The 24401-nt window shown below is 64.4% G+C and carries 22 protein-coding genes and 1 pseudogene; 12 read left to right on the top strand and 11 right to left on the bottom strand.

Annotated features, from left to right (window positions below; translation table 11 throughout):
- Positions 1 to 70: 70 nt before the first annotated feature.
- The 5 genes from cydD (at position 71) to cydX (ending at position 6457) form a co-directional block, all read left to right on the top strand.
- The gene (cydD, locus tag CSQ93_RS20180) at positions 71 to 1771 is read left to right on the top strand and encodes a thiol reductant ABC exporter subunit CydD (RefSeq protein ID WP_099379570.1); all 1701 of its coding nucleotides are present in this window, start codon (positions 71 to 73) and stop codon (positions 1769 to 1771) included.
- Positions 1768 to 3450, top strand: coding sequence for an amino acid ABC transporter ATP-binding/permease protein (locus CSQ93_RS20175; protein WP_099379569.1), 1683 nt, complete (start codon positions 1768 to 1770; stop codon positions 3448 to 3450). The genes cydD and CSQ93_RS20175 overlap by 4 nt, the downstream gene beginning before the upstream one ends.
- 114 nt (positions 3451 to 3564) lie before the next feature.
- Entirely contained in the window at positions 3565 to 5142 is a 1578-nt protein-coding gene (locus CSQ93_RS20170) for a cytochrome ubiquinol oxidase subunit I (RefSeq protein WP_099379568.1), read from the top strand.
- A gap of 13 nt (positions 5143 to 5155) precedes the next feature.
- Positions 5156 to 6310 (top strand): cytochrome d ubiquinol oxidase subunit II, encoded by a 1155-nt coding sequence (gene cydB, locus CSQ93_RS20165; protein ID WP_099379567.1) that lies wholly within the window; start codon positions 5156 to 5158, stop codon positions 6308 to 6310.
- 21 nt (positions 6311 to 6331) lie between these two features.
- The gene (cydX, locus tag CSQ93_RS20160) at positions 6332 to 6457 is read left to right on the top strand and encodes a cytochrome bd-I oxidase subunit CydX (RefSeq protein WP_099379566.1); all 126 of its coding nucleotides are present in this window, start codon (positions 6332 to 6334) and stop codon (positions 6455 to 6457) included.
- 63 nt (positions 6458 to 6520) lie between these two features.
- Here cydX and CSQ93_RS20155 read toward each other — a convergent pair whose 3' ends face one another.
- The gene (locus tag CSQ93_RS20155) at positions 6521 to 6733 is read right to left on the bottom strand and encodes a hypothetical protein (protein WP_035817803.1); all 213 of its coding nucleotides are present in this window, start codon (positions 6731 to 6733) and stop codon (positions 6521 to 6523) included.
- 125 nt (positions 6734 to 6858) lie between these two features.
- On the bottom strand, positions 6859 to 7038 hold the full coding sequence (locus tag CSQ93_RS20150; protein WP_099379565.1) for a hypothetical protein: 180 nt from the start codon (positions 7036 to 7038) through the stop codon (positions 6859 to 6861).
- Positions 7039 to 7202: 164 nt separating this feature from the next.
- Here CSQ93_RS20150 and CSQ93_RS20145 point away from each other — a divergent pair, with 164 nt between their 5' ends.
- Positions 7203 to 7922 carry a hypothetical protein gene (locus CSQ93_RS20145; protein ID WP_099379564.1) on the top strand — a complete coding sequence of 240 codons (720 nt, stop codon included), beginning with the start codon at positions 7203 to 7205 and terminating at the stop codon, positions 7920 to 7922.
- Positions 7923 to 7990: 68 nt separating this feature from the next.
- Here CSQ93_RS20145 and CSQ93_RS28970 read toward each other — a convergent pair whose 3' ends face one another.
- The 3 genes from CSQ93_RS28970 to CSQ93_RS20135 all read right to left on the bottom strand — a co-directional run bounded on the left by CSQ93_RS28970 (position 7991) and on the right by CSQ93_RS20135 (position 9505).
- The gene (locus CSQ93_RS28970; RefSeq protein ID WP_158301303.1) at positions 7991 to 8380 is read right to left on the bottom strand and encodes a hypothetical protein; all 390 of its coding nucleotides are present in this window, start codon (positions 8378 to 8380) and stop codon (positions 7991 to 7993) included.
- A 124-nt stretch (positions 8381 to 8504) separates the two neighbouring features.
- On the bottom strand, positions 8505 to 8879 hold the full coding sequence (locus CSQ93_RS20140; RefSeq protein WP_099379563.1) for a DUF1294 domain-containing protein: 375 nt from the start codon (positions 8877 to 8879) through the stop codon (positions 8505 to 8507).
- A 59-nt stretch (positions 8880 to 8938) separates the two neighbouring features.
- Positions 8939 to 9505, bottom strand: a complete 567-nt coding sequence (locus tag CSQ93_RS20135) for a methylated-DNA--[protein]-cysteine S-methyltransferase (protein ID WP_099379562.1) — start codon at positions 9503 to 9505, stop codon at positions 8939 to 8941.
- 100 nt (positions 9506 to 9605) lie between these two features.
- Here CSQ93_RS20135 and CSQ93_RS20130 point away from each other — a divergent pair, with 100 nt between their 5' ends.
- Positions 9606 to 10349, top strand: a complete 744-nt coding sequence (locus tag CSQ93_RS20130) for a nucleotidyltransferase domain-containing protein (protein ID WP_099379561.1) — start codon at positions 9606 to 9608, stop codon at positions 10347 to 10349.
- On the opposite strand, the gene CSQ93_RS20125 is transcribed toward CSQ93_RS20130, so the two are convergent.
- Positions 10346 to 12580, bottom strand: coding sequence for a TonB-dependent siderophore receptor (locus CSQ93_RS20125; RefSeq protein WP_099379560.1), 2235 nt, complete (start codon positions 12578 to 12580; stop codon positions 10346 to 10348). The two genes, CSQ93_RS20130 and CSQ93_RS20125, sit on opposite strands and share 4 nt — an antisense overlap.
- A 509-nt stretch (positions 12581 to 13089) precedes the next feature.
- On the opposite strand from CSQ93_RS20125, the gene CSQ93_RS28610 reads away from it, so the two are divergent.
- The gene (locus tag CSQ93_RS28610; RefSeq protein ID WP_158301301.1) at positions 13090 to 13749 is read left to right on the top strand and encodes a hypothetical protein; all 660 of its coding nucleotides are present in this window, start codon (positions 13090 to 13092) and stop codon (positions 13747 to 13749) included.
- A 3-nt stretch (positions 13750 to 13752) separates the two neighbouring features.
- Here the strand turns inward: CSQ93_RS28610 and CSQ93_RS20115 are convergent, their stop codons facing one another.
- The 4 genes from CSQ93_RS20115 to CSQ93_RS20100 form a co-directional block, all read right to left on the bottom strand.
- On the bottom strand, positions 13753 to 14151 hold the full coding sequence (locus CSQ93_RS20115; RefSeq protein WP_158301300.1) for a bacteriohemerythrin: 399 nt from the start codon (positions 14149 to 14151) through the stop codon (positions 13753 to 13755).
- A gap of 202 nt (positions 14152 to 14353) precedes the next feature.
- A complete protein-coding gene (locus CSQ93_RS20110) occupies positions 14354 to 14509 on the bottom strand; it encodes a hypothetical protein (protein WP_158301299.1) in 156 nt (51 codons plus the stop codon).
- 151 nt (positions 14510 to 14660) lie between these two features.
- On the bottom strand, positions 14661 to 14846 hold the full coding sequence (locus CSQ93_RS20105; protein WP_070222074.1) for a hypothetical protein: 186 nt from the start codon (positions 14844 to 14846) through the stop codon (positions 14661 to 14663).
- A 109-nt stretch (positions 14847 to 14955) separates the two neighbouring features.
- Positions 14956 to 17466 carry a PepSY domain-containing protein gene (locus CSQ93_RS20100; protein WP_099379683.1) on the bottom strand — a complete coding sequence of 837 codons (2511 nt, stop codon included), beginning with the start codon at positions 17464 to 17466 and terminating at the stop codon, positions 14956 to 14958.
- 181 nt (positions 17467 to 17647) lie between these two features.
- Here CSQ93_RS20100 and CSQ93_RS20095 point away from each other — a divergent pair, with 181 nt between their 5' ends.
- From CSQ93_RS20095 to CSQ93_RS20080, 4 genes are all read left to right on the top strand, one after another.
- Complete coding sequence (locus tag CSQ93_RS20095) at positions 17648 to 18244, top strand: sigma-70 family RNA polymerase sigma factor (RefSeq protein ID WP_099379557.1); 597 nt, start codon at positions 17648 to 17650, stop codon at positions 18242 to 18244.
- Positions 18234 to 19250, top strand: coding sequence for a FecR domain-containing protein (locus tag CSQ93_RS20090; RefSeq protein ID WP_099379556.1), 1017 nt, complete (start codon positions 18234 to 18236; stop codon positions 19248 to 19250). Before CSQ93_RS20095 ends, CSQ93_RS20090 begins: the two co-directional genes overlap by 11 nt.
- Positions 19251 to 19344: 94 nt before the next feature.
- Entirely contained in the window at positions 19345 to 21741 is a 2397-nt protein-coding gene (locus CSQ93_RS20085; RefSeq protein ID WP_099379555.1) for a TonB-dependent siderophore receptor, read from the top strand.
- Between the two features lie 105 nt (positions 21742 to 21846).
- Entirely contained in the window at positions 21847 to 24177 is a 2331-nt protein-coding gene (locus CSQ93_RS20080; RefSeq protein ID WP_233516272.1) for a TonB-dependent receptor, read from the top strand.
- 63 nt (positions 24178 to 24240) lie between these two features.
- Here CSQ93_RS20080 and CSQ93_RS20075 read toward each other — a convergent pair.
- A pseudogene (locus CSQ93_RS20075) lies at positions 24241 to 24401 on the bottom strand (IS1595 family transposase); the annotation flags it as partial.

Below are 24401 nucleotides of genomic sequence, written 5' to 3'. Positions count from 1 at the left end.
TGTCATGTTTCGCAGTATTATACAAAATATCGAATTTACAGAAAATTCTGAAAACTCAAAAAGTATAGAGATGCCGACCACGCCACTGTCCTTGCCCCGCTTTATCCTTCCCCGCGCTGCCAGCCTGGCGCAAGGCGGCGCCGCCTTGCTGTGGCTGCCACAAGCGGCCTTGCTGGCCTGGGCCGTGCAAGCCATGCTCGACGGCACTCCATGGCGCGCGGCCCTGCTGCCGGCCGCTGGCGTGCTGCTGCTGGGCGTGCTGCGCGCCGGCTGCGAAGCGTGGGGCGCGCGGCGCATGTATGCGGCGGCGCGCGCGCACCTGTCCACCTTGCGCGCGCAAGTGGCGCAAGCGCTGGCGCAGCGTTCGCCGCTGGACCGCCAGCGCGCCCAGTCGGGCCAGGCGGCCTCCGTCATCGCCGAACAGGCCGAAGCCATCGTGCCGTATCTGGTGCGCTACAAGCCGGCGCGCTGGAAAGTCATGCTCGTGCCGCTCGTGATCCTCGCCGTGGTGACGCCGCTGTCGTGGATCGCCGCCTTGATCCTGCTCATCGCCGCGCCCCTGATTCCCGTCTTCATGGCCCTGGTCGGCATGGGCGCACAGGCGGCCAGCCGCGCGCAGATGGTGGAAATGGGCAGCATGAACGCGTTTCTATTGGACCGCCTGCGCGGCCTGGCCACCCTGCGCGCGCTCGACGCCGTCGACGCTACGGCCGCACGGCTGGACGCTTCGTCGCAATCCGTGCGCCGGCGCACGATGGTGGTGCTGCGCATCGCCTTTTTGTCGTCCGCCGTGCTGGAACTGTTTTCCGCGCTGGGCGTGGCCATGGTGGCCGCGTTTATCGGTTTTTCCTTGCTGGGGAGCATCAATTTTGGCACCTGGGGCCGGGAACTGACGCTGGGGCAGGGCTTGTTCATCCTGCTGCTGGCGCCCGCTTTCTTCGAACCGCTGCGCGAACTGGCCGCCGTCTGGCACGACAAGGCGGCCGGCGAAGCGGGCCTGGCCGGCCTGCACGACCTGGCGGGGGAGGGCGTAGCCCTGCCCGGCGCCGGTGTGGAAGTGGCTGCCGTTTCCGCCGCCGCCATGGCGGTGGCGCCACCGCCTGCCGTGGAACTCCATCAACTGCGCTTCGCCCACCCCGGCGAGGCGCCCGTATTCGACCACTTTGACTTGAGCGTGCGCGCCGGCGAACACGTCGCCCTGCTGGGCGCCAGCGGCGCCGGCAAGACCACTTTGCTGTCGCTGCTGGCCGGCTTGCTGCCCGCCAGCGGCGGCGAGATCCGCATCGGCGGCGTGCGCCTGACCGACAGCACGGTCAATACTTTGCGCCAGCGCATGGCCTGGATGGGCCAGCGCCCCCACGTGTTTGCTGCGTCCGTCAGCCAGAATGTGACCCTGGGCCGCGCGGGCGCCAGCGCTACGCAGGTGACGCAGGCGCTGCACCTGGCCGACCTGGCTGCCGTGGCGCAGGCGCAGCCGGCCGTCATGCTCAGCGATGGCGGCCAGGGCTTGTCCGGCGGCGAAGCCGTGCGTCTGGCCCTGGCCCGCGTGGCCCTGCATCCGCATGCCGATTTGCTGCTGGTCGATGAACCGACGGCCCACCTGGACAGCGAAACGGCGGCGCGCGTCACGGACGCCTTGCTGGCACTGGCGAAAGGCAAGACGATGATCGTCGCCACGCACGATCCCGTGCTGGCCGGCCGCCTGCAGCGCACGGTGCAGGTCGATGTCCGGGCGCAGGTACAGGAGCAGGAACAGGAACAGCAGGCATGAAAACTTCCCTCATATCGAACCCCGTCCTGCGGCAATTGCTGCTGGCCCAGCCCGGCAAGCTGATCGGCGGCGCCTTGCTGGCGGCCCTGACGGCGGTGTCCGGCATGGCCTTATTGGGCTTGTCGGGCTGGTTTATCACGGCCACCTCGATTGCCGGCCTGCACGCTTCGACGGCGATCCTGTTCGACGTCTTCGGTCCGTCGGCCGGCATCCGCCTGCTGGCCATCGGCCGCACGGGTTCGCGCTATGCGGAACGCCTCGTCACGCACGACGCCACGTTCGCTGCGCTGGCCAGCATCCGCGTGCAGCTGTTCCGTGGCTGGTCGCGCCCGGAAGCGGCCAGCCGGCTGCTGCGCCAGCCAGCCAAGCTGCTGTTCCGCCTGACGGCCGATATCGACGCGCTCGAATCACTGTATTTGCGCCTGCTCGTGCCTGCCTTCACGGCCTTGTGCGTAGCCTTGCTGGCCGGCGTGGCGCTGGGCGTGATGCAGTGGCAACTGGGGCTGGGCCTGGCCGCGTGGCTGCTGGCCGCCGGCGGCGGCATCAGCTGGGTCGTGGCGCAACGCGCGCGCCGCCCCGCCATCGTGCGTTCGCGCGCCATCGAAAAATTGCGTTCCGGCACCATCGACCTGGTGGCCGGTCAGACGGACTTGGTGATGGCGGGCCGCATCGACGCCCAGTGCGCGGCGTTGGCGCAGATCGACCGTTCGCTGGCGCAAGCCGATTTCGCCCTGCTGCGCCTGGAGACTGCCGCCGGCGCCGCGTATGGCGTGGCCGGCAGCGCGACCCTGGCGGGGGTGCTGCTCGCCGTCGCCGCGCTGGTGGAACAGCAAACGATGAGTTTGCCGCTGGCAGCCCTGGCTTTGCTGATCGCCCTGACGGCAGTGGAACCGTTCGCGGGACTGCGCCGTGGCGCGCTGGAAGCGGGCCGCATGCTGCTGGCCATGCGCCGTCTGGCGCCGCGCCTCGATGGAGACGATGTAGTTGCGCCGCCCGTCGACGCCGCGCCGGGCTTGCGCCTGGAACACGTCAGCGCCGCGCATGCGGGCAGCCACGTTGCCATCTTGCACGACGTATCGCTGCACATCGCCGATGGCGAGCGCGTGGCCTTGATCGGCCCCAGCGGCGCGGGCAAGTCCACCTTGCTGGCCCTGGCCGCGCGCGAGCTGGCGCCCCTGTCGGGCAGTGTCCACGCCGGACGCGCCTGCCTGTTCACGCAGAAGACGGAATTGTTCCAGGACAGCTTGCGCGACAACCTGCGCCTGGCCGATCCGTCCGCCAGCGATGCGCAGCTGTGGGCGGCGCTGCAATCGGCCGGCCTGGACGGGGAGGTGCGGGCCTTCGCGGACGGCTTGGGCACCATGCTGGGCGAGGGCGGCCTGGGCTTGTCGGGCGGCCAGGCGCGGCGCCTGGCGCTGGCGCGGCTGTTCCTGCACGAATCGACCTTGTGGCTGCTGGACGAAGCGACGGAAGCACTGAATGCGCAGACGGCGAACGATGTCTTGCAGCGCCTGCGGGCGCGCAGCGAAGGGCGCAGCTTGCTGATCGCAACCCACTTGCGGCGCGAAGCGGCGCAGGCGGACCGGCTGGTCAGCCTGCGCGATGGCCGCATCGTGGGCGACGCGCGCCGTGGCACGCCAGCCTTCGAGACAGCCTTGGCGGGCTTGCGCGGAGATTAACTAAGAACGGAGACAGGCGGTCCGTACGCCAGCTTGTGGGCGGCGGAACCAATCGAATCGCATCAGATAGATACCAAGTTTACAATTACAGTAGGGAAACACCAAGGAAATCATATGGACTTCGATATTGTCGCTTTATCCAGACTGCAGTTCGCGCTGACAGCTCTGTACCACTTTATATTCGTTCCGCTGACGATCGGCCTGTCAGTGATCCTCGCCATCATGGAGACGGTTTACGTGATGACGAACCGCCCCATCTGGCGCGACATGACCAAGTTCTGGGGTGTCTTGTTCGGCATCAACTTCGCCATGGGCGTGGCGACGGGCATCGTCATGGAATTCCAGTTCGGCATGAACTGGAGCTATTACAGCCATTATGTGGGCGACATTTTCGGCGCGCCGCTGGCCATCGAGGGCTTGATGGCCTTCTTCCTGGAAGCGACCTTCGTCGGCCTGTTCTTCTTCGGCTGGGACAAGCTGTCGAAGCGGGGCCACCTGGTCACAACCTGGCTGGTGGCCATCGGTTCGAACTTCTCGGCCCTGTGGATTTTGATCGCCAACGGCTGGATGCAAAATCCCGTCGGCGCGGCCTTCAATCCGCAAACCATGCGCATGGAAGTGACGGACTTCGGTGCCGTGCTGACGAATCCCGTGGCACAGGCGAAATTCGTGCACACGGTGTCGGCCGGCTATACGGCCGCTGCCATCTTCGTGCTGGGTATTTCCGCCTGGTATCTGCTGAAGGGGCGCCATGTGCAACTGGCCAAGCGCTCGATGACGGTGGCCGCCTCGTTCGGCCTGGCCGCCTCGCTGTCGGTGGTGGTGCTTGGCGATGAAAGCGGTTACCTGTCGTCGGAACACCAAAAGATGAAGCTGGCCGCCATCGAAGCCATGTGGACCACGGAGCCGGCCCCGGCCGCCTTCACGGCCTTCGGCTTCCCTGACGCGAAAGCGCGCGAGACGCATTACGCCGTGCACATCCCGATGGTGATGGGCTTGATCGGCACGCGTTCGCTGACGACGGAAATCCCCGGCATCGAGCAGCTGGTCGACCGCGGCGAACTGCTGATCAAGGATGGCATCAAGGCATATGACGCGCTGCAAACCATCCGCAGCGTGGCGCCCGGCGCGCCCGTGCCGCAGGACGCGAAGGACATGTTCGAGTCGAAAGGTCAGTCCATGGGCTATGCCTTGCTGCTGAAACGCTACGTCGATGACCCGCGCCAGGCCACGCCCGAGCAGATCCGCAAGGCCGCGCTCGATACTGTGCCGCCCGTGGCGCCCCTGTTCTGGTCCTTCCGCGTGATGGTGGGTCTGGGCATGTTCTTTATCTTGCTCACCGGCACTTTCTTCCTGCTGTCGACGCGCCGCACCCTGGACAAGCACCGCTGGCTGCTGAAGCTGGCCGTGTTCGCCATTCCGCTGCCGTGGGTGGCGATTGAGGCGGGCTGGATCGTGGCCGAAGTGGGCCGCCAGCCGTGGGTCATCGAAGGCGTGCTGCCGACGGCCGTGGCCGTCTCGAACCTGGGTGCTTCGACCCTCTTGATCACGATTGCCGGCTTTGCCGCCATCTACACCGTGCTGTTGATTATTGAAATGAAGCTCATGCTCAAGGCCATCCGCAAGGGGCCGGAAGAGAAGGCGCCGGTCCCCGTGCCAGCGGCCGCAGCCATTCATACTCAACGCGCCTAAGGAGGGCCAGACCATGATTTTGCATGAAATGATTTCTTACGAAACACTGCGCCTGATCTGGTGGCTGCTGATCGGCATCCTGCTGGTGGGCTTTGCCATCACGGACGGCTTCGACCTGGGCACGGGCATTTTGCTGCCCTTCGTCGGCAAGACGGACCTGGAACGCCGGGTCGTCATCAACAGTATCGGTCCCGTGTGGGAAGGCAACCAGGTGTGGCTGATCCTTGGCGGTGGCGCCATCTTCGCCGCCTGGCCGCAACTGTACGCCGTCTCGTTCTCGGGCTTTTATCTGGCCATGTTCGTTATCCTCGTGGCGCTGATCGTGCGTCCCGTGGCGTTCAAGTTCCGCAGCAAGCGCGAAGACCCGCGCTGGCGCGCCCGCTGGGACGCGGCCCTGTTCGTGGGCGGCTTCGTGCCGGCCCTGATCTGCGGCGTGGCGATCGGCAACGTGCTGCAGGGCGTGCCGTTCCGTTTCTCGCCAGATATGCACATCTTTTATGACGGCACCTTCTTTGCGCTGCTCAACCCGTTCGCCCTGCTGTGCGGCCTCGTCTCGGTCGCCATGCTGGTGATGCACGGCGCCACCTGGCTGCAGCTGAAGACGGACGGTGCCGTGGCCGAACGGGCGCGCCGCTACGGCAGCGTGGCGGCAATCGCCACGGTCGTGCTGTATGCGCTGGCCGGCGTGGCCCTGTGGCTGTGGGTCGATGGCTACCGCATCAGCAGCACGGTGGTGGTCGACGGTCCGTCGAACCCGATGCTGAAAACGGCGGAAGTGCACGTGGGCGCCTGGTTCCTCAACTTTGCCGCCCATCCGTGGACCTGGATCGCTCCAGCGCTGGGCCTGCTTTGCCCGCTGCTGGCCTTTGCCTTCCAGCGCGCGCGCCGCGAAGTGCCCGCCTTGCTGGCCAGCGCGGCCGGCATCGCCGGCATCATCCTCGGTGTGGGCGCGGCCATGTTTCCGTTCATCCTGCCTTCGTCGATCGACCCGCGCGCCAGCCTGACGGTGTGGGATTCCTCGTCCAGCCACATGACCCTGTTCATCATGCTGGTCGTCACGGCCGTCTTCATTCCCCTCATCGTGGCCTACACGACGTGGGTCTATAAAGTGCTGTGGGGCAAGGTCGATGCAAAAGCAATCAAGGACGACAGCGGTCACGCCTACTAAGAATTTACGAAAGGAATAACTATGTGGTATTTCGCCTGGATACTGGGTCTTCCGCTGGCGGCGACCTTCGCCGTGCTCAATGCGATGTGGTATGAGGTCGCCGACGGCGACACGACGCCCGAGCAGTACCGCGACACGTCCAACTAGGACGGCGTCGGCTTGACTGGCCCCGCCCCGTGCATATGCATCGGGCGGGGCTTTTGCTTTTTATCAAAGCAAGATGAATTCACCGCGGATGCGCAGCTTCATGCCGCGCGGCGCGTCGGCGCCCGCCGCCACGGCCCAGGCCGTGATCCATTGCGCGCAGCGTTCGCGCTCGGCCGCATCGTGCAGGCGCTGCAAACGCGCATCGGCCCTGTCGATGCGCTGGGCCAGATACAGGCGCTGATCCATGGGATCCGTCTTTTTGCTGTAATGCTGCATGGCGATTCCTTTCCGCGTGGTAACGTCGTTCGGTCATGGCATAGCCATGTACGCGGGGGCGGGGCGTCCGGATTCAGTTTCAGCAAAAAAAGAAGCCACCGCAAGGGTGGCTGTTGGGGCGTGTATCAGGAAGGTGTCTTGCCGGCTGGTTTTGGGGTGGCAATGGCGATCGGGTCGCTGGCCGGAAAGCTTTCCTTCAGCGCTTCATCGAGTGCTTCCTCGGCATGGCCTTCATTGGCCGGCGTGGGCGAATCGCGCTCCGGCGGCGGGGCGGGTGCGGTGGCGGCGTTGGTGCTCGAATGCATGGTGATCCCCTTGTGGTGGTGCGCCAGTCGGCCGGGGGGCCATGGCGCGTGCTGATGCTACCAGCCTAGCACATCGCGCAAAAAAAGCGCGCCCGCTGCGCCCGCCGAAGGGGATGATGACGGCGTCTGCTACACTGCGCTCCACTTTTATCGACGGAACCGCCATGACCTCCATTTCCTTGCCATACCGCGCCTCCGCCTTTGACGCCTGTGCCTGGCTGGCGCAACAGACGGGCACGCCGTGGACCCTGGCGCGTTTGCTGGAGCAGGGCGGCTTGCCGTATGTATGGCTTGATTACAGCGAAGCATGGGTCGAGCTGTTCCATGACGGCGTGACGCGCTATGCGGCGCCCATCGTGTTTATCGAGGACAAGCAGCACCTGGCCTCGGGCGCGGACGACGTGTGGCTGCGTTTTACGCGCGATTCGGGCAACATCGCCATCGAGCTGAAGGCGCCGGGACTGCGCGTGCCCTTGGACGGCTTGCACTTCCAGGAGCGCGATCTGTTGCGTTTGCTCAAGCAGTTGCAGCATCCGCAGCCCGATGAAGCACAGGCGGACAAGGCGCCCGTGGTCTTGCCCAGCGCCCTGAAGGGTCTGGGGCGCGAGCAGATTTTGCTGGCCTTTGCCGGCGTGGGCAAGGTCGACCTGGAGCAGGGACTGGCCAGTGGCGTGGGCATCTTTGGCGACGATGGCGCGCGCGTGCGCAAGAATTCGCGCGGCGGCAAGAACAGCCACCTGTGGCATCCGGTGACGTTGGCGTTCGGCTTGCACGACGTGCACCGTGTGCCCATGGCGCACCTGAAGAAGGCGTTCGCCACGCAACCGTTGTTGCGCGAATGGAAGGCGGACTGGCTGGAATCGCTGCGCTTGCTGGGCGAGTAGCAAGATCAATCAATCAATCAAGCCTGCCGCGCCGGCATCTTGTTCGCCGGCATCAGCCTTGCGATCGATTATTCGCTTTCTTCGATTCGGCCGCCGCATTGCGTATAGCAGGCTCTGTAGTCTGACTCGCATTGCCACGTTCCAGAAGGGCTGGAGGAACAATATTGGCGTTTCTTCGAGCACAGTTCCCGGTCCGCATCGGTTTTCGCCACTGCGAGGCAGATGGAAACCGTACTGACGTTGCGCATCTCACAAGCTTGTGCCTGGGCCGCAGCAAGCTGCTCCTTGCCGGCAATGCATATTTGTTGATTGGTCCCGCAGCTCGTCACGCACTGACGCCCCGCATCGGAGTCCGGGGGAATAAAGCGATAGCTTGTGCAGCCCGCCAAGGTGATGGCGAAACAAATCGCTGCGGCAAGGCGGAACAAGAAGGAATGGTGGATTTGCAAGGTACGCATGGTCGAAAAGGGCTTTCCCGTGTAGATGAATTGGCTTGAATATCGTGAATATTGATATTCTGACAGGCGATCATTTCAAGAACAACGCGCTGCAATAATTGTTACATCTTGGCGGGAGGCAGTTTTACAGTTCGATGGGCGCCACTTCGGTGCCGATATCGGGCGCAGCGTAATGCATGCTGAAATATACGAAGGCGCCGATATTGATGGCGACCGTGATCCAGAACGCGATGCGGAACGAGCGTTTGCTGGACTTGTGGCGCAGCCATTGCTGGGCCAGCACGGCGCCAGGCCAGCCGCACAGCAGCCCCAATAGCAGCAGGGTGCGTTCCGAGGTGCGCCAGCGGCCCTCTTTTGCGGCCGATTTGTCGATCGCATAGGCCACGAAACAGCTCAGGCTCAGCACGCCATACACGAGGGCGACCAGGGCGGGGATGTGGAAAAAGAAGGTGGCCAGCAAATACAGAACGACAAAGAACAGGATGACAAGATAGGGCATAGTAGGTGTTTGCTTGAGCGGAAGGCGTGAGTATCCCACAAGGGGAGCGCTGCCGCCGCCTAAAACAAGCAGCCTTGCGCCGTATCGATGGGCACGGCGCGGCGGCGGGCGTGGCCCGTTTTCAGCGCTTCGCGGTCGCTGGACAGCGCGATGCCTTCCAGCGCCAACAAGGTTTCCTTGGCATGCAGGCCGCCCGCGAAGCCCGTCAACTCGCCCGTGGCGCCGATGACCCTGTGGCAGGGGGCGATGATGGAAATGGGATTCTTGCCGTTGGCGGCGCCCACGGCGCGCACGGCGGCGGGGCGGCCAATCTGCCGCGCGATCTTGCCATAGCTGCGCGTCTGGCCATACGGTATCGTCAGCAGCGCGCGCCACACTTCCTGCTGGAACGGGGTGCCGGCAAAATCGAGCGGCACCTCAAAACGTTGGCGCGTGCCGGCAAAATATTCCCCTAGCTGGCGCGCCGTTTCCTGCAGCACGGCGCAACTGTCACCGACGCGCATTGCGCCCAGGCGCACGCGGTTGGGCTTGTCGTTTTCCCACAGGATGGCGGCCAGGGCCGCGCCGCGCGCCACCAGGGTCAGCTCGCCCACGGGCGAGGGCACCACGATGCAGTCGTATTCCATGTCTGTTCCTTGATCGGAGAGCGCCAGTGTAGCAGGATGGCGGCAGCGTGCATATTGCGTGTAGGATAGGTTTTTTCAGCACGGAGAACTGGCTTTGACGATGATCCCCAGCTATGACGATATCCGCGCAATTGCCGCGCGGCTGGTGCAGCAGCGCTACCCCACGGCCGTGGCGGCCATCATCGGCGGCTCGTTCGCCACGGGCCGGCAGACGTCCAGTTCCGATATCGACTTGCTGCTGCTGTTCGACCACGTCGATTGCGCCTGGCGCGATACTCTCGTGGCCGAAGGGCGTACGGTGGAACTGTTCGCGCACGACGTGGCCACGTTCACGTATTTTTGCAAGGAAATCGACGCGCCAGGTGGCAGGGTGCCGCTGGCGATGATGGTGCTCGAAGGCGAGAACATCGCCGCGCCCGGACCGCAGCACGCGCAACTGCTGGCGCTGGCGCAAGCATTCACCGCCGCCGGGCCGCCCGTGCTCGATGTGGAAAACCTGCAGCGACGCCGCTACGCCATCACCACCGCGCTGGAAGACCTGGTCGACAGCACGCACCCGGGCGAGGCGCTGGCCGTGGCTTGCCAGCTGTATGAGGCACTGGCCGACCTGCACTTGCGCGCGGCGGGCCAGTGGAGCGGCGGCGGCAAGCACCTGTTCCGCCGCCTGCAGGCGTTCGACGCCGCCATCGCCGACCAGCTCGATGGCGCGCTGCGCCTGGTGGCCAGCGACTTGCCGGCCGGCCAGCATGCGTTCGAGCAAGTCGCCGCCGCCGTGCTGGCGCCCGTGGGCGGCCCCTTGCTGGAAGGGTTCACCCTGCCGGCACCCGCGCACTGGCGCGCTTAAAACGCCGTGCGCACGGCCAGGCTGATGTTGCGCGGTTCGCCCCAGAACACGCTGTCGTAGAAACCTATGGTGCGGTAGTATTTCTTATCGAGCAAGTTATTCACGTTCATCTGCACGCTGGCGTGGCGGTTGATGGCATAGCTGGCCATGGCGTTGACCAGTGCATAGCCCGCTTGCGGGATATTCGTCATCTCGCCCGATGGCGGGTGGCCGTACCACGATTCGCTGTAGATGGCGCTTTGCGCTGTCATGCTGGCGCCCGCTTTCAGCCCTGCCAGGCGGCCGTCGAAACGGTAGCTGGTAGCCAGGCGCAGCAAATGGCGCGGCTGCGTGGTGGCGGCGCGGCGGCCATCAGCCTCGGCCGCGTGCAGATAGGTATAGCCGCCGCTCGCTTCCCAGCCGGGTGACAACTGGCCGGAAACGTCGAATTCCACGCCCTTTGCCGTCACGCCGGCGCCATTGGCCACCATGGCCTGGCCGCCGTCGGGCAGCAGGAAGCCGGGCGGCACCGTGCGGTCGAGTTCCGCCAGGTTCTTTTTCTTCGTGTGGAACAGGGCGGCCGATGCATTCAGCTTGCCTTCATAGAATTCGCCCTTGATGCCCAGTTCCGCATTGTCGCCCGTTTCCGGCGCCAGGAACTGGTTGTTGCGGTCCTTGCTCGATTGGGGATTGAACAGCTGCGTGAAGCTGGCGTAGGCCGAATACTGCTTGTTGATGTCGAACACGGCGCCCACATAGGGCGTGACCTCGTTGCGCGTTTCCACAAAGTTACTGCTGTTCGTATGCACGCCTTGCGTGTTGTAGTTGCGCTTTTCCGTGCGGTAGGTGCTGCTGCGCGCGCCGATGATCACGTGCAGCGGGTCGGCCAGGCTCAAACGCGTGGCCACGTAACCGCCCGCCAGACGCGTCACGGTTTCCGTGTGCGAGCCATCCGGGGTGAACACGGGGCGGGGGATGTTGCCCGTCCAGCTGCGATAATCAGGGACCAAAGGTTCATAGTCGATTTTCGCCTTGCCGCCTATCGAATTGTCCTGGGCGTTATTGCCATTCCAGCCGACGATGGCTGTATGCTTGCGTCCCAGCAAGGTGAACGGCCCGCTGGCGTAAATGTCGAAATTGTCGCTGTTCTTTTCGCCTGCGCCCCAGGCGCCCGTCCACAGTTCCATGCCTTTGCCCGTGGCGGGATCGGGATAACCCTTGCCCGCATAGAGAACGGTGGTGCGGTTCGTGCTTTCCGTGCGCGCATAGCCGAGGTGCATATTCCAGTTGCCGGGCAGGTGCTGGTCCAGCGACGTAAATACCGTGTGCTGCTTGTTGGCCCAGGTGCTCCATGGCGCCGTCCAGCTGGTGTTGCGCGGCAAGTTGGCCAGGCTGCCGTCCGCGTTCCAGTAGGGCACGGCGCCCCAGGTGGCGCCTGTGGGCTTGTTGTCCTGGAAGTCGACACCGGCCGTCAGCAGGGTGCCGGGACGCAAGTCCGCCTCGACGATGACCATGCCGACCGTCTTGCGTTCGTGATACATGTCCAGGTAGGAATCGCGTTTTTGCCACGCCAGGGCCGTGCGCGCACGCACGCTGCCATCCGCGTTCAGCGGCGTGGAAAGGTCGGCCTCGAAGCGCTGGTCATCCCAGCGGCCCATGATGAGGCCGGCGCTGGCCTGGAATTCCTTCGTCGGCCGCTTGCGTATCATGTTGATGGTGGCCGACGGGTCGCCCTTGCCGCCCATCAGGCCGGTGGCGCCGCGCACGACCTCGATGCGGTCGTACAGGATGGTGTCTTGCAATGGCGCATTGCCGCCGCGCGCCATGCCATCGATCTGGATATTGTTGATGCCGAAGCCGCGCGCACTAAACGTCGTGCGTTCCGTGTCGTTCTGGTTCACCTGGATGCCCGTCGTCTGCGCCAGCGCCTGGTCCAGCCGCACGGCGCCCAGGTCGTCGAGCAACTGGCGCGTGATGACGCTGACCGATTGCGGCGTCTCGCGCAGGGACAGGTCCATGCGCGTGGCGCTGCGCGTTTCGCCTGCCGTGTACGACTGCGTGCCTTCCGTGGTGGCCATCGAATGGCCCAGCACAGTGACGGCCGGCATGGTGACGTCGGCCTCAGCAGCATCGGCAGCCTGTGCAGGCAAGACCACGCCGGCGGCAAGACTGAGCAGGCTGATGTGTAATAAGCGGGGGAGGGGGCGCAAGGCGGGCTGGCGCGAAGAAGAGAAGACGGTGGTCGATTGCATTATTTTCCTGGAGTATTTTTAGTCGTGTGTGTTCCTATCTCGTCTGGCGAGTGGCGCAGTAGCTGGGGGATGGCGTGACGCTGGCCCGGGATCTGGCTCGGATAGCAGTCCACCCGCGCATGGCAGTGGAAAGGTCGTGCATGATTCAGTTCACATTATGTGAATAAGAATCATTATCAATATAGGTGGTATTTGCCAAATAATCAAGCGTGCGCACCAAAAGAGTGCGGACAGGCGTGCAGGCAGGCCGAGGGCGTATCGTCCGACCTTCTGCGATAATGCAGGCGCTGATAAAATATTTTCCTCATTGAAAGAAATGCATGCGTACATGGATCGCTTGTGCCGGATGGTTGTGTGTCGTGTCGCTGGGCCAGGCCCAGGAGCAGGCGCCGCCGCCGGCTGTTCCCGCGCCGCTGCAGAGCGCTAGCGTTCCGCCCGCCGCCGCGGTCGTATCGCCCCCCCTTGCGCCTGCCACAGCCGCGGCGCCAGCGGCGAGTGCGGAGGACGCCTTGCCGTCGCAAACGGTGACGATCACGGCCAGCAGCGACGCCAAGGCGCCGCGCGTGCGCTTCACGGCTTACCGTGAAAGTTATCTGACGGCCAGGAAAGTGTGGCAAGTGTCGAGCGGCAGCGTGGTCATGGCCCTGCGCCTGATTCCGGCCAAGCTGAGCGCCACCATCGACGACGTGCGCGTGGCTTTGCAAGGCAATGGCGCACCCGTGCCGATCAAGGTTTCCAGCGGCGGCGTGTTTGTCGTGCCGCTCAACGATGACATCGCCGCGCAGGACGGTACTTTCCTGGTGAACAAGAGCAGGGGCGAGCTGACGGCGAATATCGTGCTTCAGCCGTCCGTGGCGCGCGATGCCTGGAACGTCACGCGCGTGGGGCAGGTTTTGCACGACGCCCGGCGCGCCGTGCGGGCCATTACGCCGTGGTACAAGCGGCCGTTCGCCAGCGATGTGCAATCGCTGGCGTTCTGCGCTACCGAGCGGGGCAGCGCGCTGCAACTGGTCGAAGGCGAGCAGCTGATCGCCACCCTGCCCATGAACGAGGCGGCCGTCAATGACATCAACCAGCCCGTGTTTTGCAAGATTTTCGATGGCGAAGACAAGTACCCGGGACACTACCGCGTCGTCTTGCCCGAGCAAGCGACGGTGCTGCTGCTGTAGCGTCTAGTTCGGCTGGCGCTGCACCAGTTCCAGCGCCGCCGCCAGGGCCAGGTCCATGGTGGCCTGATGGAAGATCAGCCATTGCGGCAACAGCGACAGCGCATGGCGCCCCTGTTCCAGGTCACCTTCATCGACGGCGGCCCAGGCATGGTGCAAGCCGCTGAGCACGCGCGCATGCTGTTCGCGGTGGTTGGCCAGCGAGGGAAAGCCGATTTGTTCCATCAAATCTTCTTCCTCGCGGAAATCGCGTTCGACGGCGGCAATCAGCTCGCGAAACGCCACGCTGAAATGTTGGTCGCCCAGTTGCTGCAGCCGCGCCAGTTCCTGAAACAGCGCTTCATGCGCCTCGTCGATGACGGGAACCCCCAGCGCCATCTCATCCTTCCAATGCGATTTACCCATGTTGATGCTCCAGGTTAAGTCCGTCCCGGTGCGAAGCGGACTGTTCCAGTGTGGACGCGGCGAAGGGGGAAATCCATGATCTGGATCAAAAGTATGGTGAAGAGGAGGAGGATTGAGGCACTGAGAAATGAAGGAAAACGGGGAACAAATCCCCATCCGCAATAAAGCGTTTTTAAATGAGGTAAGCTGCTACCTAGCGCGTTTAATGCTTCGGCCAGCGAGCCCAGAGGGCTTGTGCGTCTACATTCGGCACCTGCATCTGCTGCCCGGCGGACGTCTGCATCGCATCCCTCAGCACGAGGGGCACGAGCAGCAAGGCCGACAAGGCCAGGCAGGCCAGCACTTTGAGCGTCAACATGGTCGTCTCCCGGTGTCCCGGCGGCGGCGCGGGGATGCGGCGCCTGCCGGTCACTTCCTTATGCACTACCATGCTTGCAGTTTAGTTCATCTGGTCGTAACTTCAACTTATTGCTGTGATGCACCGCACCAGTTCGCCTGGTGCCACGGGCTTATTTCGCCTTGCGGCTGCGCCGTGGCTTGCCTGCGGCGGGCAGGAAAGAGTCGAACCACACTTGCGTCAGTTGCCGCGTATTTTTCGCCGCTTCGCGCTTGACGGCGGCCGTCGCATGGCCGCGCGCCGTGTTGGCGATGCGGTTGGCGGCGCTCAGGTACATGCTCATCCAGGGGTTTTTCATGGCTAGCCTCGCAGACGGTGGGGGAATGTCCCCACTCTAGTCCGATGGCTGGCGCTGACTGTGCGCCTGCCCACATAGCCGGGCGGTGCCGGGGGCGGATTGATGTAGATCAATACACGTCGCGGCGGTAGCGCCCGGCCGCCAGCAGCGCGTCGAGGCCCTCCTGGCCCAGCACTTCTTGCAGCACAGCATCGATTCCTGCCGCCATGCCGTGCAAGCTGCCGCACACGTAGACGATGGCGCCTTGCGCCAGCCAGTCGCGCAGCTCGCCAGCGCTGGCGCGCAGGCGGTCTTGCACGTACTGCCGTGTCTCACCATCGCGCGAAAAGACGCGGTCCAGGCGTGCCAGGTGGCCAGCGTCCAGCCAGCCTTGCAACTCTGCGCCGCAGACGCTGTCAAAAGCTTGCTGGCGCTCGCCGAACAGCAGCCAGTTGCGGGCCAGTCCCGCCCGCTTGCGCGCGCGCAAATGCGCACGCAGGCCCGCCAGGCCGGAACCGTTGCCGATATAAATGCAGGGCACGTCCACCAGGGCGGGCGCGAAGGCGGGATTGGCTTGCAGGCGCAGGCGGATAGTGGCGTCCAGCGGGGCGAAGCGCGTGAGCCAGCCGGAGGCCAGGCCATGGCCTTGATTCTGCGCGCCCGCATGGCGTTCCTGGCGCACCAGCAATTGCAGCTCGCCATCGGACGGCAGCGAAGCGAGTGAATAGCTGCGCGGCGCGTGATGGGCACTGCCTGCTTCGCCATCGCTGCCGTCCGCGTTGCAGGGAATGATTTCCGCCAGCGCGCCCGCTTCCCAGGTGGCGCCGGCCGGGCCCGTCAAGGTGATTTCATGCAGTTCGCCACCCAGGCTGCCCGGGTTGAGCAGCACGCGGCGCACGAGGTGCCACTCGGCATACGACGCTTCTTCCTGCACGCCGATGGCGTCGATGGCGCTGCCGCTGCAGCGGGCCAGCGCCTTGGACCAGTCGGCCAGCGCGGCGGGGTCGTGCTTGTCCACTTCGATCAAGGGGAACAGGGAAGTGGCGCCCAGCGCGTGTAATTGTTGCGCCAGCGCATGGCCAAAGCCGCAGAAGGCGCTGTAATGGCGGTCGCCCAGGGCCAGCATGCCGACTTCCAGGCCCGCCAGCGGCGTGCCCGAGGTTTGTTGCAACAGGCGCGCAAAGCGGCGCGTGCCGTCCGGCGCCTCGCCTTCGCCAAAGGTGCTGGCGACGATCAGTGCCCGTTCGTACTGGCGCAGTTGCGCGGGGTCAAAGCGGTCCAGCGATTGCACGTCGACGGCCACGCCCGCTTGCTGCAGGGCGCGCGCGCTTTCCAGGGCCAGGCGCTCGGCCTGTCCCGACTGGCTGGCGTAGGCCACCAGGGTCGGCAAACCTGTATCCGTCTTGCCCGGGGCACCGGCGCCCAGCATGGCGCGCTGCGCCTGCACAGCCCGCTTGGCCTTGCGGCGGCCCAGGTACAGCATCCAGCCCGTGATGGCGAACAGGGGCAGGCCCAGGCTGGCCAGGGTGACGATGATACGGCCCGGCAAACCAAAATACGTGCCCATGTGCAGCGGATAAATGATGTTGACGAGGCGCGCACCGAGGCCCTGCTGGCTGTACGGTTCGTTTTCCGTGAGCGTGCCGTCGGACGGTGCAATGCTCATGCGGCTGCGCGCCCGTTCGTGCGGCGCATCGCTGGCCAGCCACGTGAATTGCACGGCTTCGCCGGCGCGTGTCGGCAGGCGTACGCTGGCCATGGTCCAGCCGGCGGCGTGTTGCTGGAAGCTGCTCCAGGCGGGGCCGATGTCGACGGCGGGCGCTTTCTCTTTCGGCTGGCCTTTCTTGCCCGGCGCCTGTGCCATCCTTGGCGGCTTGCCAGCCCAGGCGTCGATATTGTCGCGCACCACGTCATAGCTCCAGTAAATGCCCGTCAGGGTCAGCGCCACATACACGACCAGGCACCAGGTGCCGGCCACGGCGTGCAGATTCCACAAAAACGAGCGGCCCTTCAGGGCAGGATCGAAGGTCAGCCAGGTGCGCCAGTCCAGAGGACGGCGGGGCCAGCGCAGATACAGGCCGGAGAGTGCCAGCCCCAGCAGGCACAGGGCCAGCGCACCCGCCACCTGGCGGCCCGGATCGCGCGGCAGCAGCAGCCAGCGGTGCAGCGATTCCGTCCACTCGAAAAATTCCGCCCCCGTCAGCGCCGGCTGGGTGGCGCCCGTGTAGGGGTGGACATAAATGGACTCGCCGCGCCGCTGGCCGTTCTTGGGTGCAAAGAACAGGCGTGGCGCCGCGCCCGCTTCTGCATACATGGTGATGGAGGCCACGCGCTGGCCGTGTTCCGTTGCGGCGATGTTGCTCAGCTGGGCTGGCGTCAACGGCGCGCGCGTTTCCACGGGTACATGGCGCACGCCGGGGTTCATGACATCGAGCAATTCATCCTTGAAGGCCAGGGTGGCGCCGCTCAGGCCGATGATCACCAGCACCGTGCCGGCCGTGATGCCGATGAACCAGTGCAATTGAAACCACACCTGCTTCCAGCTCCAGTGCCAGCGCCGTTGTTGCGGGGCTGCAAGCTGGCGAGTCTGCGGCGCATCGTCGGCGCTGGCGCGCAACTGGGGAAGGGAGGAGGTGGTCATGGCGGCTTTCGATAGCGCCGCCATGCAGGTATCAGGCATGGCGGGAAGAAGGAAGGCTGATATTTTAACGCAAACGAGAATCATTCGCAAATGATGGTGCGGTGGCACTGTTGCGCAAAAGGTCCACGCCGGGCAAGGATGATGGTTTTGATAATTTACATCGTCGTGAAATTGTGTGAAAATGAAAATCATTCTCATTCGTGATCATGATGCAGTGCTGACCCACTTGACCGGCAAGTTTGGCAGCCCCTTTGTTCGTTTGCCCGTGTCCACCATTTCTCCTTCCCTCGATCTCTTTAGCGACCTGTACAGCAGCCACCATGGCTGGCTGTACAACTGGCTGTGGCGCAAGCTGGGCTGCCGCGATGGCGCAGCCGACCTGGCACAAGACACCTTCGTGCGCATGCTGGCCACGCAGTCGGCGGACAGCCTGCGCGAACCGCGCGCCTATCTGAGCACGGTTGCCAATGGCTTGCTGGTGAATCACTGGCGCCGGCTGACCCTGGAACGCACTTTTCTTGCCGCCCTGGCCAACCGTCCCGAATTGACGGCGCCGTCGCCCGAGGAGCGGGCACTGGTGGTGGAGTCGCTGTACCGCATTGACGCCATGCTCGACACCCTGTCGTCGCGCGCGCGCCAGGCTTTTCTGCTGGCGCAGCTCGATGGCCTGACGTATGCGCAGATCGCCGTCCAGTTGGACGTGTCCGAACGGATGGTCAAGAAATACATGGCGCAAGCCATGCTGCAATGCATGCTGTGCATGGACGATGCCGCCTAAGCCTGCTCCTGCCATGCCGCCGGCCGACTACGCCATCTTGCAGGAAGCGGCCGAATGGTACGCCGTGCTGCGCGGCGAAGACGCCGATCCTGCCGAGCAGCAAGCATGGGAACGCTGGCATGCCGCCTCGCCCGCCCACCGTGCCGCCTGGCGCCGGGTGGAAGCCGTCAGCGCGGAATTTCGCCTGCTGCCTGGCGAGCCGGCACGCCAGGCGCTCGACGCTGCGGGGCCGCGCCAGAGCGATGCCCAGCGGCGCAGCCTCGTCAAGGGGCTGCTGGCGCTGTGCCTGACAAGCGGCCTGGGCGGCGCCATGCTGCTGCGGCGCGATACGCGCAGCTGGATCGCCAGTCTGCGCGCGACTGAAAAAACGGCTATCGGCAGCGTGCGCCAGCTGGCGCTGGCCGACGGCTCGCAATTGTGGCTCAATACGGCAACCTCCCTCGACATCGATTACAGCGCCAAGCTGCGCCGCGTCGATTTGCACGGCGGCGAAATTTATATCAGTAGCGCGCGCGACAGCCGGCAGCCGGCGCGTCCGCTCGTCGTCGACACCGTGCACGGCCGCCTGCGCGCGCTGGGCACGCGTTTCAGCGTGCAGCCACAGGGTGATGCGACCTTGCTGGCCGTCTACGAGGGCAGTGTCGAAGTGGCGCCCCGCGATGGCGGTGCGCCGCGCATCGTGCCGGCCGGCCAGCAAGTGCGTTTTGGCGACGGTTTGATTGGCGAGCCGTTTGCCGCCGATCCGAATGCGGCCGCCTGGATCGAGTACCGCTTGCAACCGGAGCAGATGCGGCTCGATGATTTCCTCGCGCAACTGTCGCGCTACCGCCGCGGCCACCTGGGCTGCGCGCCCGACGTGGCGCACTTGCGCCTGGTGGGCAGTTATCCGCTGGCCGACACGGACCGCATCCTGGCGGCGCTGGAAGCGACCTTGCCCGTCAGGATCAACCGGCTGCACGACTGGTGGGTCACGGTGGAAGCCCAGCAGCCCCAGTCAAAACAGTAAATAAGAATATTTCTCAAAAAGTGGTTCCCTTTTTGAAAAGTTGTTTGGCAAGGTAGAAGTAGCCTGCTCAACAATGCAATAACAAAGGAAATCCGTGCCGCTGTTCCCACCTTGCCTGCCGTTCGCCCGCCGCCTGCTGCCGCTGTCCCTGGCTGCCGCGCTGCTGGCCGTGCCTGTCATGGCGCCGGCGGCGGAAGAGACGGTACGCAGCTTCCGCATCGCCGCCGCGCCGCTGGGTCAGGCCTTGCGCCAATTTGCGGGCCAGGCGGGGATCTTGCTGTCGGCCGAAGGCGGCTTGACGCAGGGCAAACGCAGCGGCGGCGTACATGCCAGCTTGTCCATACCACAGGGCTTGCAGCAATTGCTGGCGGGCACGGGCCTGGTGGCCGTGCAGTTGCCGGATGGCAGTTATATCGTCCGCCTGGCGCCTGTGCCCTTGCGCGCCGACCTGGACGGGGAGGGCGCGGGCCTGCAAGTGCTGGCGCCTGTCACTGTGCTGGGAGACAACGATGATGGCTACCGCCGTGCCAGCTCTGCCGCCGCCAGCCGCAATGACACGGCCTTGCGCGACACGCCGCAGGCTGTCAGCGTCGTCAGCGCCGCACTGATACGCGATCAGGACATGCGCAGCCTGGCCGACGCCATGCGCTACATGCCGGGCGTGGGCACGGCCGCAGGCGAGGGCAATCGCGATACGGCCGTGATGCGCGGCAACAGTTCCACGTCGGACTTTTACCTGGACGGCATGCGCGACGACGTGCAGTATTACCGCGATTTCTACAATATCGAACGAGTCGAAGCCATCAAGGGGCCGAACGCCATGGTCTTTGGCCGTGGCGGCGGTGGCGGCGTCATCAACCGCGCCACCAAGCAGCCGCAATGGACCAACGACGGCGAAGCGAGCGTGAGCCTGGGCGCCTGGCGCAACCGGCGCGCCGCGCTCGACGTGCAACAGGTGTTCGGCACCGAGGTGGCCATGCGCGTCAATGCCATGGCGGAAAACAGCGACTCGTTTCGCCAGGGCGTCAACGTGCGCCGCAGCGCCATCAATCCCGTGCTGGCCTGGCGCTTGTCGCCGCGCACCAGCGTAGTGGCCAGCTATGAACATTTTCGCGATGACCGGGTGACGGACCGGGGCCTGCCTTCTTACCGGGGGCGGCCGTTTGAGACGGACCCGTCCACGTTTTTCGGCATCGCCGGCAGCAGCCCGTCGTGGGCCTACATCGATGCGCTGGGCGTGACGCTGGAACACGACCTGGGCGGCGGCGCAAGCGTGCGCAACCGCATGCGCCTGGCCGATTACGACAAGCTGTACCAGAACGCCTTTCCCGGCCCCGTCAGCGCCGATGGCGAGAACGTGACCGTGCTGGCATACAACAGCGCCACCCAGCGGCGCAACTTGTTCAACCAGACGGACGTCGAGTGGACAGTCGATAGTGGCAGCGTGCGGCACCGGCTGACGGCGGGCCTGGAACTGGGCCGCCAGACGACGGACAATCTGCGCAACACCGGCTATTTCACTACCCTGGGCGACAACGTCACCCACATCAGCCTGCCTATATCGCACCCGGTGACGGACTTGCCCGTGACTTTCCGGCCCAGCGCCACGGATGCGGACAACCATGGCGTGGCCGACACGGCCGCCATTTATCTGCAGGACCAGTTGCGTTTCAGTTCCCGCTGGCAGGCGGTTGCCGGCGTGCGCTACGAGCGCTTTGCCGTCGATTTCGTCAACAACCGTACTGATGCGCGCATCGCCCGCACGGATACGCCGTGGTCGCCGCGCGTGGCCCTCATCTATCAGCCCGTGCCAGCGCTGTCGCTGTATGCCAGCGTCAGCCAGTCTTTCCTGCCACGCGCGGGTGAACAGCTGGCCTCGTTGACGCCCAGCAATGCCGTCTTCGAGCCGGAGCGTTTTCGCAACGCGGAGCTGGGCGCCAAGTGGGAGGTCACGCCGCTACTCTCCGCCAGCGCGGCCGTGTACCGGCTGGAACGCAGCAATGTGGCCGTCACCGACCCCATCGATACGACGCGGGCGATGCTGGTCGACGGCCAGCGCAGCGAGGGCCTGGAACTGGACGTCAATGGCAAGGTCCAAGCTGGCTGGAGTATCGCCGGCGGCTATGCGTGGCAGCGCGCCGTGCTGACGGCCACGCAAGCGGCCACGGCCGTGGAGGGCGCCACGGTGGCGCATGTGCCCAGGCACAGCCTGTCGCTGTGGAACCGCTACGATTTTTCGCCCGCCTGGGGCGCCGGCCTGGGCCTGATCGCCCGCAGCGCCGTGTACGCCTCGGTGTCGAATACGGTGGTATTGCCCGGTTTTACGCGTGTCGACGGCGCCGTCTACTTCAAGCCGCACGGGCATTTTCAGCTGCAGCTGAATGTGGAAAACTTATTCAACAAGAAATATTACGCCTCTGCCCACAGCAACGACAACATCGCGCCCGGTTCGCCCCGGGCCTTGCGCATGACGGCACTGTGGCGGTTCTAGTTTTGTATTAGCAAGTTTGCAGTACCCAAGCAATCAACGAGCCAGCCAACTGCCGGGGGGCAGTAGCCAGCCAATTTATTCCATCCGATACATTGAAAGATAGCGATGACATCGAAAGACAAAGCGGGCGTTACCATCCGCAGCCGCAAGCACCACACCACTTCCACGCCGCGCATGCATGGCACGGCCCTGGCCGCATTTGCCACCCTGGCCATGCCGCTGGCACTGCACGCGCAAACGACGGACAAGCCGCAGCAGTTGCAGGAAGTTAAAGTGATCGGCACGGCTGACCGCCTGATCCAGGCGCCGGTCAAATCGGCCAGCGACAAGCTGACGGCGCCGCTGCTGGACACGCCGAAATCCGTGACGGTGATTCCTGCTGAAATCATTTCGCAAACGGGCGCTGTCTCGCTGACGGATGCGCTGCGTACCGTGCCGGGCATCACCATCGGCGCCGGCGAAGGCGGCAATCCCGTGGGCGATAATCTGTTTATCCGCGGCTACAACGCGCAAACGGATACGTATATCGATGGCATCCGCGACACGGGTTCGCAATCGCGTGAAATCTTTGCGCTGGAACAAATCGAAGTCGTCAAAGGCCCGAATTCGGCTTACGGTGGACGCTCGTCCGCAGGCGGCGGCGTCAACCTGATCAGCAAGACGCCGAAAGTCGACAATTTCACCAACGCCACCGTCGGCCTGGGCAGCGCCAAGTACCGCCGCGCCACCCTGGATGCGAACCGCGTCATCAGCGACGACGTGGCCGTGCGCGTCAACGTGATGGCGCACGACGCCCACGTTGCCGGCCGCGACTACATCAATGGCGACCGCTGGGGCATCGCGCCATCGATCACCTTCGGCCTGAAGTCGGCCACGCAAGCGACCCTCAGCTACTACCACATGCAGTCGAGCGAATTGCCCGATACCGGCTTGCCGTTCAACAACCCGTTCTCGTCGGGCGCCAATGTGTCGAAAAACGGCAACGGCACGCCCGTCAATGTGCCGCGCGACACCTTCTATGGCCTGGTGAACCGCGACTTCCGCGACACCCAGAGCGATATCGGCACCATCGACGTGCGCCACGACTTCGGCAACAAATTGATCTTGCGCAACGTGACCCGTTACGGCAAGACCAGCAACGACTACGTGTGGACCCAGCCCGACGATTCGAAGGGCAACACCATGCTGTACGGCACCGTCTGGCGCCGCACCAACACCCGCGTCACCGACACGGATGCACTGGCCAATGCCACCAGCCTGGGCGGTGAATTCATGACGGGTTCGGTCAAGCATACCTACACGCTGGGCCTGGAAATCAGCCGTGAAGAAACGGACCGCAGCTCTTACCTGTTTAATCCGGGAACGAATAACTTCCTCAACAAGTCGACCACCTGCCCGACATCGGGCGCCGCCACCGGCTACAACTGCGCGCCGCTGCTCAATCCGAACGCCAACGACCCGTGGGTCTACACGCGCACGGTGTCGCCGGCCCGTACCAACATCGTTACCAACACGCGCTCCGTGTACGGCTTCGATACCATCGAGTTCACGCCGCAATGGCTGCTGAACGTGGGCATCCGCTGGGATGACTACAAGAGCTCGCTGAACACGCCGCAATACACGCTCGACGGCAAGACCACCGCCGCCAGCAGCGCCAATGTGCACGCCACGTTTGCCAGCTATCAGGCGGGTCTGGTGTACAAGCCATCGACCAACAGCAGCGTGTATGTTTCCTACGGCACCTCGTCCACGCCACCGGGCAATGACGGCGGCGACGGCCTGGACGGCCTGTCGGTAGCCATCCAGAACCTGAAGCCGCAAGAGAGCAAGAGCTTCGAACTGGGCACGAAATGGGAAGTACTGCCAGGCGGCCGTTTGTCACTGAGCGGCGCCTATTTCCAGAGCGACATGAGCAATGCGCGCGTGACGGCACCGGATGGCAGCTCGCAAAACGTGGGTGACAAGCAAGTCAAGGGTATCGAGCTGGGCTTGAGCGGCAATATCACCAGGGAGTGGTCGGTTTTCGGCGGCTACACGCACCTGAACGCCGTCCTGGAAAACAATGGCTACGTCAATACGGGCACGACGGCTGCGCCCGTGTATGCGCCATCGCCTTACAACGGCAACCAGTTTGCGACCACGCCGAAGAACAGCGCGTCGCTGTGGACCTCGTACCTGGTCACGCCAGCCATCACGGTCGGTGGCGGCGTGAACTACGTCGATAAAGTCTATGCGAACGTGGCCAACAACAAATATGCTCCGGCTTACACGCGCTTCGACGCCATGGCCAGCTACGTGGTCAACCGCAACGTGACCCTGCAGCTGAATATCCAGAACCTGACGAACAAGCTGTACTTTGACAAGGTCTCGTCGCCGCACTACGCTGGCGTGGCACCAGGCCGCTCGGCGACCGTGACGGCCAACATCAAGTTCTGATGTCGTTCGTTTGAGGTAGCGCAAGGCGCCGTTCCAGCGATTGGAATGGCGCCTTTTTCATGGCTATGTCACCATCAAGTGTGGGAATGCTCCCAGCGTTGCTTTCAATAACGTTTCTGGTGAACGGATGCGTCTGGCGTCGAGTATCCAGCGCCAGCCCAGGTAATTTGGCAGGTAGCGCGTGGCCACGCCATGAAACGGACCGAGCCATTGTCTCAGGCGGC

This window comes from Janthinobacterium sp. BJB426 (assembly GCF_002735705.1).
GTDB lineage: Bacteria > Pseudomonadota > Gammaproteobacteria > Burkholderiales > Burkholderiaceae_D > Janthinobacterium.
This window is presented reverse-complemented; position numbering and strand designations above follow the sequence as displayed.

What these genes read in the sequence shown, in the direction of transcription:
- cydD (WP_099379570.1), top strand. Translation starts at nt 71, where the DNA reads ATGCCGACCACGCCACTGTCCTTGCCCCGCTTTATCCTTCCCCGCGCT.
- CSQ93_RS20175 (WP_099379569.1), top strand. Translation starts at nt 1,768, where the DNA reads ATGAAAACTTCCCTCATATCGAACCCCGTCCTGCGGCAATTGCTGCTG.
- CSQ93_RS20170 (WP_099379568.1), top strand. Translation starts at nt 3,565, where the DNA reads ATGGACTTCGATATTGTCGCTTTATCCAGACTGCAGTTCGCGCTGACA.
- cydB (WP_099379567.1), top strand. Translation starts at nt 5,156, where the DNA reads ATGATTTTGCATGAAATGATTTCTTACGAAACACTGCGCCTGATCTGG.
- cydX (WP_099379566.1), top strand. Translation starts at nt 6,332, where the DNA reads ATGTGGTATTTCGCCTGGATACTGGGTCTTCCGCTGGCGGCGACCTTC.
- CSQ93_RS20155 (WP_035817803.1), bottom strand. Translation starts at nt 6,733, where the DNA reads ATGCAGCATTACAGCAAAAAGACGGATCCCATGGATCAGCGCCTGTAT.
- CSQ93_RS20150 (WP_099379565.1), bottom strand. Translation starts at nt 7,038, where the DNA reads ATGCATTCGAGCACCAACGCCGCCACCGCACCCGCCCCGCCGCCGGAG.
- CSQ93_RS20145 (WP_099379564.1), top strand. Translation starts at nt 7,203, where the DNA reads ATGACCTCCATTTCCTTGCCATACCGCGCCTCCGCCTTTGACGCCTGT.
- CSQ93_RS28970 (WP_158301303.1), bottom strand. Translation starts at nt 8,380, where the DNA reads ATGCGTACCTTGCAAATCCACCATTCCTTCTTGTTCCGCCTTGCCGCA.
- CSQ93_RS20140 (WP_099379563.1), bottom strand. Translation starts at nt 8,879, where the DNA reads ATGCCCTATCTTGTCATCCTGTTCTTTGTCGTTCTGTATTTGCTGGCC.
- CSQ93_RS20135 (WP_099379562.1), bottom strand. Translation starts at nt 9,505, where the DNA reads ATGGAATACGACTGCATCGTGGTGCCCTCGCCCGTGGGCGAGCTGACC.
- CSQ93_RS20130 (WP_099379561.1), top strand. Translation starts at nt 9,606, where the DNA reads ATGATCCCCAGCTATGACGATATCCGCGCAATTGCCGCGCGGCTGGTG.
- CSQ93_RS20125 (WP_099379560.1), bottom strand. Translation starts at nt 12,580, where the DNA reads ATGCAATCGACCACCGTCTTCTCTTCTTCGCGCCAGCCCGCCTTGCGC.
- CSQ93_RS20115 (WP_158301300.1), bottom strand. Translation starts at nt 14,151, where the DNA reads ATGGGTAAATCGCATTGGAAGGATGAGATGGCGCTGGGGGTTCCCGTC.
- CSQ93_RS20110 (WP_158301299.1), bottom strand. Translation starts at nt 14,509, where the DNA reads ATGTTGACGCTCAAAGTGCTGGCCTGCCTGGCCTTGTCGGCCTTGCTG.
- CSQ93_RS20105 (WP_070222074.1), bottom strand. Translation starts at nt 14,846, where the DNA reads ATGAAAAACCCCTGGATGAGCATGTACCTGAGCGCCGCCAACCGCATC.
- CSQ93_RS20100 (WP_099379683.1), bottom strand. Translation starts at nt 17,466, where the DNA reads ATGACCACCTCCTCCCTTCCCCAGTTGCGCGCCAGCGCCGACGATGCG.
- CSQ93_RS20095 (WP_099379557.1), top strand. Translation starts at nt 17,648, where the DNA reads ATGAAAATCATTCTCATTCGTGATCATGATGCAGTGCTGACCCACTTG.
- CSQ93_RS20090 (WP_099379556.1), top strand. Translation starts at nt 18,234, where the DNA reads ATGCCGCCTAAGCCTGCTCCTGCCATGCCGCCGGCCGACTACGCCATC.
- CSQ93_RS20080 (WP_233516272.1), top strand. Translation starts at nt 21,847, where the DNA reads ATGACATCGAAAGACAAAGCGGGCGTTACCATCCGCAGCCGCAAGCAC.